The 8,025-nt window shown below is 44.6% G+C and carries 6 protein-coding genes; 4 read left to right on the top strand and 2 right to left on the bottom strand.

Annotated features, from left to right (window positions below; translation table 11 throughout):
- The 3 genes from VFW36_RS03540 to VFW36_RS03530 form a co-directional block, all read left to right on the top strand.
- Positions 1 to 2,135 (top strand): beta strand repeat-containing protein (locus tag VFW36_RS03540; protein WP_414720232.1); only part of this gene is annotated, 2,135 nt, incomplete at its 5' end.
- A gap of 22 nt (positions 2,136 to 2,157) precedes the next feature.
- Positions 2,158 to 2,793, top strand: a complete 636-nt coding sequence (locus VFW36_RS03535) for a transglutaminase-like cysteine peptidase (RefSeq protein ID WP_329657432.1) — start codon at positions 2,158 to 2,160, stop codon at positions 2,791 to 2,793.
- A gap of 12 nt (positions 2,794 to 2,805) precedes the next feature.
- A complete protein-coding gene (locus VFW36_RS03530; protein ID WP_329657431.1) occupies positions 2,806 to 4,767 on the top strand; it encodes a bifunctional diguanylate cyclase/phosphodiesterase in 1,962 nt (653 codons plus the stop codon).
- 74 nt (positions 4,768 to 4,841) lie between these two features.
- Here the strand turns inward: VFW36_RS03530 and VFW36_RS03525 are convergent, their stop codons facing one another.
- A complete protein-coding gene (locus VFW36_RS03525) occupies positions 4,842 to 5,669 on the bottom strand; it encodes an iron-binding protein (RefSeq protein ID WP_329657430.1) in 828 nt (275 codons plus the stop codon).
- Positions 5,666 to 6,097, bottom strand: a complete 432-nt coding sequence (locus VFW36_RS03520; protein ID WP_329657429.1) for an iron-sulfur cluster assembly scaffold protein — start codon at positions 6,095 to 6,097, stop codon at positions 5,666 to 5,668. The genes VFW36_RS03525 and VFW36_RS03520 overlap by 4 nt, the downstream gene beginning before the upstream one ends.
- A gap of 59 nt (positions 6,098 to 6,156) precedes the next feature.
- Here VFW36_RS03520 and VFW36_RS03515 point away from each other — a divergent pair, with 59 nt between their 5' ends.
- Positions 6,157 to 7,896, top strand: coding sequence for a YgiQ family radical SAM protein (locus VFW36_RS03515; RefSeq protein WP_329657428.1), 1,740 nt, complete (start codon positions 6,157 to 6,159; stop codon positions 7,894 to 7,896).
- Positions 7,897 to 8,025 lie beyond the last annotated feature (129 nt).

Below are 8,025 nucleotides of genomic sequence, written 5' to 3'. Positions count from 1 at the left end.
CCGGTCTCGTAGGAACAGGTCTAACCTACAGCATCAACGTCGCAGGAAGCGATCTCCTTGCCGACACCACAATCGATGCAAGCGTCGCGGCAACCGACGCGTCAGGTAACAGCGTTACCGGCTCTACGACTCACACGCACAGCGTCGATAGCGCACCGGTGATCGCAAACCAAACCTTCACCTATGCGGAAAACACCGTATCGGGCGTCACGATTGCAACCGTTTCCGCAAGCGATAACGTGGGTGTCACCGGCTATACCTTCAAAGCGACCGGAACCAACCTCTCAGCGGATGGTTTCTATCAAATCGATAACAGCGGTGTCATCACCCTTACTACCGCGGGCGCGGCTTCCGCGGTCAACGACTTCGAGTCAGGTACCAACACCGGAAGCTACGTCATCACCGCTAAAGATGCGGCAGGCAACGCTACCGATGCGACTATTACCCTCAATGAGAGTAACGTAGTGGATACTAATCCAACCCCACCAATCCTTAGCGTTGTAGGGGAGGGGACTACTTCTCAATCCATTGATATTTCAAATCTTTCAAGTACAACTAATGGATTTAGTATTATGGCAAAGGATGTAAATGGTAATACGACTACTATTAGTACAAATTCATCCCCACAAGGTTTCGGTGTTTCGGGTGTTGCATCAGGTGCAGATACTGAAATTGGTTATGCTGATGGAAAAGGTTCAGAAAAACTGGTTGTCCATTTCGATCATGTCCAGTCATCAATAGATGTGTCATTCGCATGGAAAAATCCTAATGAGACAGCACTCGTTGAATTCTATAAAAACGGTGTTTTAGTCGGAACCGGTACTTACAAAGGTGGATCGGATGCTGTTGATCCGGCTATTACCTTACAGCCGTCAAATGGATCTCAGTTTGATGAAGTCAGATTCGGTGCAGTAGGTTCGGGAGATGATTATCTGATCCATTCGATTGCATTTGATAAAGCTGCAACGTCTACAGATACGATTACGGTTTATGATAATAGATCGGTAGAACTGCATGTTTCATCCGGATTAGCTGATACCGGTACGGCTCAAGTATTGACGACAACGATTGGCGGGTTGCCGATTGGGTTTGTTCTTTCGGATGGTACGCATGTGTTTACAGCAACTGCAGGTTCAACTTCAGTTGATATTAGCGGTTGGAATCAGGCTTCTTTGATTCTTACCGCACCGATGAATGTATATGGAACGGTAGCTTTAACGGTAACCGCCACTGCTACGGATGGATCTTATACTTCATCAACGTCACAAAATATCAGTATTGTCGTTCCGGCTGAGGCCACTTTAAGCGTTGTAGCCGATAATATTATTACGAATGCGGGTTCAACGACTTTTGTGGTTCCGGAATGGGCTCTTTTGCACAATGATGTTTCAGCGAATGATATCGCTTCGGTTTCTAATGCAAGCGGTCTTTCTAATACTCCGACACTATCCGCATCCGGTGATGTATCGGTAAAAGATAATAATACAGCTGGAGGTTCTTTCGATTATAGTGTGTCCGATACGGTAACTAATCTCAATACCAATACCACGACTACGACGTCAGGTACAGGCACTGTAACTGTTAGCCGTGATACCAACGGCAGTCTTGACGGTACAAGTTCGAATGATATTTTAATTGATAATAATGCTTTGGCTACTACTATTATGGGTGGTGCTGGAAATGATATTCTTATTGGTAGCACAACATCTTCCGATGTATTGTACGGTGGAACCGGTAATGATGTACTGGTTTACGATGCCTTGGATACGACAGTGGATGGTGAAGCCGGTACGGATACATTGGTATTTAATGCGACAGATACAACTATTAATTTCGCATCATTGGATACGACCAATAATGCGGTTAAAAACATAGAGGTGATCGATCTTACGATCAACGGAAATCATAATATAACCAATCTCTCTCTTCAAGATGTGATTGATATGACCGATAGCAATAATACGTTAAGTATTATCGGAGATAGTGCAGATAGTGTTAACGTTCCAACGGTATCAGGAAACTACAGTGTAACACAAACTAGTGATTCAGGCTTTGATGTATATACATACCAAAGCACGAATGCGAGCGATCCGACGGTAACGGTGAAAATTGAACAAGATATTACACACTCGTAAACAATTACGCTAAAATAAAAGGATGAAAAAGACGCTCACCCTTTTCTTCATCATGGCGGTACTTACCGCCATACTTTTCAGCTCTCCCGAATTTTCTATTACCAAAGCTTTTTTAGACAAAATCGGGCGTGAATACGGTACGTTTGCCGCTCGGCGTGCTTACGCGTTGGTTCAGATGATGAATGAAGTGAGAGATGAGGGTGAGATGGCGAAATTAAACGGTGTGAACGATTTTTTTAATCAAACTCCGTATGCTTCCGATAAAGAGACGTGGGGAATAAGTGATTATTGGGCGACTCGGTATGAATTTATCGGTAAAGATAAAGCCGATTGTGAAGATTACGTTATTGCCAAATATTTCACCCTCAAAGAGCTAGGGGTTCCTACCTCAAAACTGTTTATGACCTATGCCAAATCGTTAAAATATAAAACGGCACATATGGTTCTCACCTACTATGCAACCCCCAGATCAGAGCCGTTAGTATTGGATAACTATAACTACAAAATCCTCCCCGCATCACAGAGGGATGATTTGATTCCGATTTACAGTTTTAGCGGGGATGAACTGTTTAATGCCAAGCAGGCGCAAATCGGAAAAATGGTTCCCGCAGCGGCAAAACAGACCCGTCCGTGGGACGAACTGATAATTACACGATAGAAGGAAATTGTAATGAGTTTATTTAAGCAACTAGTGATGATGTTAAGCCTCTTTTTAGCGGTTATTTTAGTATCGGTGATGGTACTCAATTTTCGCTCGGCGACAGAGTTCGTACAAAATCAACTCTATAACGATGCAAAAAACACAGCTCATTCTCTGGGACTCTCTCTTTCCAAAGTTGCCGATCCATCCGACACATCGAGTATGGAGACGATGATCAATGCGATTTACGACAGCGGATATTACCAGCAGATACGTTTGGTCGACATAGAAGGTAAAGAGGTTTATACTCGAAGTACGGATGTTCGAGTTAGCGATGTACCGCAATGGTTTATCAAAATGGTTCCGATCCATACCGAGAATGCGACCAGTGATATTATGATCGGATGGAGCCGTTTCGGTACTCTCGAAGTGAGCTCTCATACGGGTAATGCGTATCGGCAGCTCTATTCGACTTTGATCGATTTGATAGAAACATTTTTAATGATTGCCGCGGTTGTATTTATAACCCTCTATATGCTCCTCTCGGTGAGTCTCAAATCCCTTAAACGGATTAAAAATCAAGCCAAAGCTATTATCGATAATGAATTTATTATCGAGAAAAAGATCCCCTTTACGACGGAATTTCGCTCAGTAACGACGGCGATGAATGCGATGGTGGAAAAAGTAAAAGATATTTTTGAGCGGGAAAACGAGACACTGCGCCGTTATCATGAACTCCTCTATAAAGATGCAGAGTCTAAACTCCATAATCGCCGTTACCTTACCGCAAAACTTCCCGATTACCTTCAATCGGATGCATCGTTATCTTCCGGTATCTATGTGATGATGAGTTTGGATGAGATCGATCGCTTGAAGCGTGAAAACGGATATGAGAGATACTCTCAATTCATCAATATATTTTCTGAAACACTCAATACTCAGTTGGGCTCTTTTCGACATGCTCTGATCGCTCGGTTGAATGAATCCGATTTTTTTGCGGTTCTCCCTACGTGTGAGATGCATACGATTGCCCATCAGTGTGAACAGATTATGATCCATATGCATCAGGTGATTGATGAGATGGATAGCAATCTCTCCGAGTATTTAGTGTTAGGGTGCGGTATCGGTACCTACAGTGAAAGCGACAGTCTGAAATCGCTCTTTTCCCGCGCCGACCATGCGGTAACACAAGCGAAACTTCGCGGTAATTTTATGATCGATATTAATAAAGAGAGCGATGACAAACTGGTATTGGGACGTGAAGAGTGGAGAGAAGAGTTACTCAAAAGTTTAAATGAATCTCGAATGCTCTTAGCGTTTCAAAGTGTGGTGGAACAGCGTGGTGAGAGTTTGAACGCTCTGCATGAGGAGATCTATTTGCGTTTGCTCGATCGTGATGGGGTGATCCATTCCGCAGGGTATTTTATCCCCGTTGCTACCAGTTTGGGGCTGATCGATACCCTCGATCGTTATATGATCGAAAAAGTGTTCAAACATATTCAAGAGCACAATCCGATTACCCCTTTAGCACTCAATCTTAGTGCTGATTTTGTCAAAAAATACGCCAATATTCAATGGTTGAGAGAGCAGTTAGAGAGTTTTCATCGTACGAATGATCTGACATTATGGTTTGAAGTGAGCAACACTACCGCATTGCATGATCTTGAAGCGGTATCAACGATCAGTGCAATGGTCAAAATGTTCGGTTACCGTTTCGGGATCGACCATTTTGCTATTCCTGAAGCGGGAGCCCATTATCTCCAAGCAATCCGCCCCGATTATGTCAAAGCAAACTGTGCCTATTTGCAGGATATGATGGTCGATCAGAGTACCGGAAAAAGCAGGGAGAGTTTTAACAACGTTATTCGCAGTCTTGGGATTTCGGTTATAGCGATCAATATCGAAGAGGCGAAAGATGTCGAGCGATTAAGCGCACTTGGAATCGAGCATTTCCAAGGTTCTCATATCGCACCGGTTGCACTGTTGCAGTAACTTACCCTTTTTTGCGGGTAAGGACAAAGGCAAAAACAGCGATAACGCCCAACAAAATAAAAATGTTTCCTTGTTCAATCATACTTTTCTCCTAATAATTTTTTCATAATCTCGATGTGATAGCTCTCTTGAAAATTGATAAATTCAAAAAAGCTGGAGAGCTTTTCATCACGAATAGAGGAGGAGAGTTTACGGCACTCCTCTTTCGCATTTTCCTCTTCAACTATTCCGCCACGGAGAAATTTTTCCATATCGGTGATCTCATAGGTGCGTGGATGGAGTGTTCTTGGGAGTGCCAAAATACCCATTTTCGCCATCATCTCGCCGAAAGATCTCAGATGAAAATGGGACTCATCCATTAAATCCTGAAAATAGGTTACCTGAGCGGGTGTCGTAGCACGAATCTGTCGGTAAAAATAGATCATGATAAGCTCATACTCTTTGTAGAGCTCTTCGAATAAAAAGAGGGTGAGGGCATCCGTTTCACTTTCACTTAACAGGGCATCCGGCCAATGACGTTCACGGTTGAATGCGGTGATAGGCTCATCCAACGTCAGTTTTTCGAGATAGCTGTGCAAGGTTGTGAGGATATAGTTTTCATCATGCTTCATCCGTTCACAGAGGGGTGAATTCTCATATAAAAGATGGAGTGCTTTAATCTCATTCATCGCCGTATGAACTAGACTAAAAAAAGAGTCACTCTCAATAGAGAATTTAGGATCGCGTTCATAGTCATAAGCAACTGTGTTTTCATACAACGATTGCGCCAGCCATTTGAGATGGCGAAATTCGATTTTTGAAAATTCGTACAAACGATTTTTGACCCACGGATCATTCACCGAAAACGACATAAATGTTATTCTCAGCCAAAGCTGATGCTTTCGTCGAAAAAGGGTTATCATTCTTCTACCTCACATTCCATATCGATTTCGATAGCGTGCAGCTCTTCCGTGCTGCCGCCTGCTTTTTGTGTTTGATGTATTTGTGCCGCTTCAAAAGCGCTTAGTACCATCTGAGCACACGCTTGTTGTTTTACCGGCCCAAGGGCTACTTTTTCACGAAGTTTTACCACCGCACTCTGAGCATAGTCGAGTGATTCGCCTTTGATCATCTCGGTAAACATCGATCCCAAAACCACCGTATCGTGGCAACCGTTGGTAGCATAGCCGACACGCTCCAAGATGTTATTTTTCACATCGATATAAAAAATGACGAATTCACCGCTTTGTTCCGAGTGTCCTACTCCGACACCGCTTGGGTTTTCGAGCGGACCGTAGTTGTGTGGGTGCATGAGATGCTCGATGATCTCTTGATTTAAATTGTTTTCCATTTGATTATTATAACGCAGGTTGAACCTCTTTGTAAGAGTCCTCACCGTACAATCGCACTATGAAAACCATAACTCCTGAAACCCTCCGTTATTTACCCACTACCCGTGCCGAAATGGACGCACGCGGATGGGACGCTTGCGATGTTATCCTCATCTCCGGCGATGCCTATATCGATTCCCCTTTTATCGGGGTTGCCGTGGTGGGTCGGATATTGGAGCGGGAGGGGTATCGTGTCGGGATTATCGGACAGCCTGATATTACTACGGATGATGTGATGCGTTTGGGGGAGCCGAAACTCTTTTGGGGGGTGAGTGGCGGGAGCGTCGATTCGATGGTCTCCAACTACACCGCGACGAAAAAATTCCGCAACAGCGATGATTACACCCCCGGAGGTGTTAATAACGCACGACCCGATCGTGCAACGCTCGTCTATACGAACCTAATCCGCAAATATTTCAAAAACACCGTCCCTATTGTCCTCGGAGGGATCGAGGCGAGTTTGCGCCGTGTTACTCATTATGATTATTGGACAAACAAACTGCGCAAACCGATCCTCTTTGACTCCAAAGCCGACTATCTGATTTACGGAATGGGGGAGGGGGCGATCATCGCTCTGCCCAAAGCGTTAGCCGCGGGCGAATCTCCCCACACCATTCGAGGGGTGTGTTATATCGCCAAAGAGCCGATCGAGGGGTATTTGAGCTTACCATCCCATGCCGAGTGTTTGGAAAACAAAGAGCGTTATATCGATCTCTTCGATATGTTTTATAACCATAACGACCCCATCTCGGCAAAGGGGCTGTGTCAAGAGGTGGACGGACGATACGCGATCCAAAACCCTCCTGCCGATTATCTGGATGAGGGCGAGATGGACGCCGTATCCGCATTACCCTTTACCCGTGAGCTTCATCCCTACCATCGTCCCAAAGGTGCTGTGAAGTGTTTGGAGACGATCAAATTCTCTATCATGACCCATCAGGGGTGCTGGGGTGAGTGTAATTTCTGTGCCATCGGGGTTCATCAGGGACGCACCATCCGTACCCGCAGTGAAGAATCTATCCTAAAAGAGGCGACGCAGTTTACCGAGTATAAGGATTTCAAAGGGATCATCAGCGACGTTGGAGGCCCAACGGCAAACATGTACGGATATGAGTGCAACAAGAAGCTCAAACACGGCACCTGCGATCATCAGCGGTGTGTCGATGATACCCATCTGTGTAAATCGATGAAGGTCGATCACACACGTGTTATCAATCTCCTCCGTCGTTTGCGAGAAGTGCGAGGGATCAAAAAAGCGTTTGTCGCTTCGGGGGTTCGGTACGATCTTATCAACGAAGACAAACGACAAGGTTATGAATACCTCAAAGAGATGGTGCGTCATCACATCTCTGGACAGATGAAAGTCGCCCCCGAGCACACTTCCGAGCATGTTCTTCATCTGATGAACAAACCGGGGAAACAAACGTTAGTTGATTTTAAAAAGCTCTATGACCAGCTCAACCGCGAAGAGGGAAAAAAGCAGTTCCTGACCTACTATCTCATAGCTGCCCATCCGGGGTGTACCGAGAAAGATATGCACGATCTCAAACGCTTTACTACGGATGAGCTAAAGATGAATCCCGAACAAGCACAGGTCTTTACCCCAACACCGGGAACGTACTCTGCGGTGATGTACTACACCGAGATGGACCCGCAAACGCGTAAAAAAATCTTCGTCGAAAAAGATACGGCACGCAAAGAAAAACAAAAACAGATCGTTGTTGCCAAAGACAATTTTAAAAGTGGATTTGGGAGTTAAATCGCAATCCTAAAAAATTGTGGAACAATTTTTGCGCTCTTACCTCTCTTTTAGCTTTCATTACCTACAATAACCACTTCAAACTCAATACTACGGAACCTATTTGCGAATCGATAAATTTTTAAACGC

It is taken from the genome of Sulfuricurvum sp. (assembly GCF_036279695.1).
In the GTDB taxonomy this organism is placed as follows: Bacteria; Campylobacterota; Campylobacteria; order Campylobacterales; family Sulfurimonadaceae; genus Sulfuricurvum.
This window is presented reverse-complemented; position numbering and strand designations above follow the sequence as displayed.

What these genes read in the sequence shown, in the direction of transcription:
- VFW36_RS03535 (WP_329657432.1), top strand. Translation starts at nt 2,158, where the DNA reads ATGAAAAAGACGCTCACCCTTTTCTTCATCATGGCGGTACTTACCGCC.
- VFW36_RS03530 (WP_329657431.1), top strand. Translation starts at nt 2,806, where the DNA reads ATGAGTTTATTTAAGCAACTAGTGATGATGTTAAGCCTCTTTTTAGCG.
- VFW36_RS03525 (WP_329657430.1), bottom strand. Translation starts at nt 5,669, where the DNA reads ATGATAACCCTTTTTCGACGAAAGCATCAGCTTTGGCTGAGAATAACA.
- VFW36_RS03520 (WP_329657429.1), bottom strand. Translation starts at nt 6,097, where the DNA reads ATGGAAAACAATTTAAATCAAGAGATCATCGAGCATCTCATGCACCCA.
- VFW36_RS03515 (WP_329657428.1), top strand. Translation starts at nt 6,157, where the DNA reads ATGAAAACCATAACTCCTGAAACCCTCCGTTATTTACCCACTACCCGT.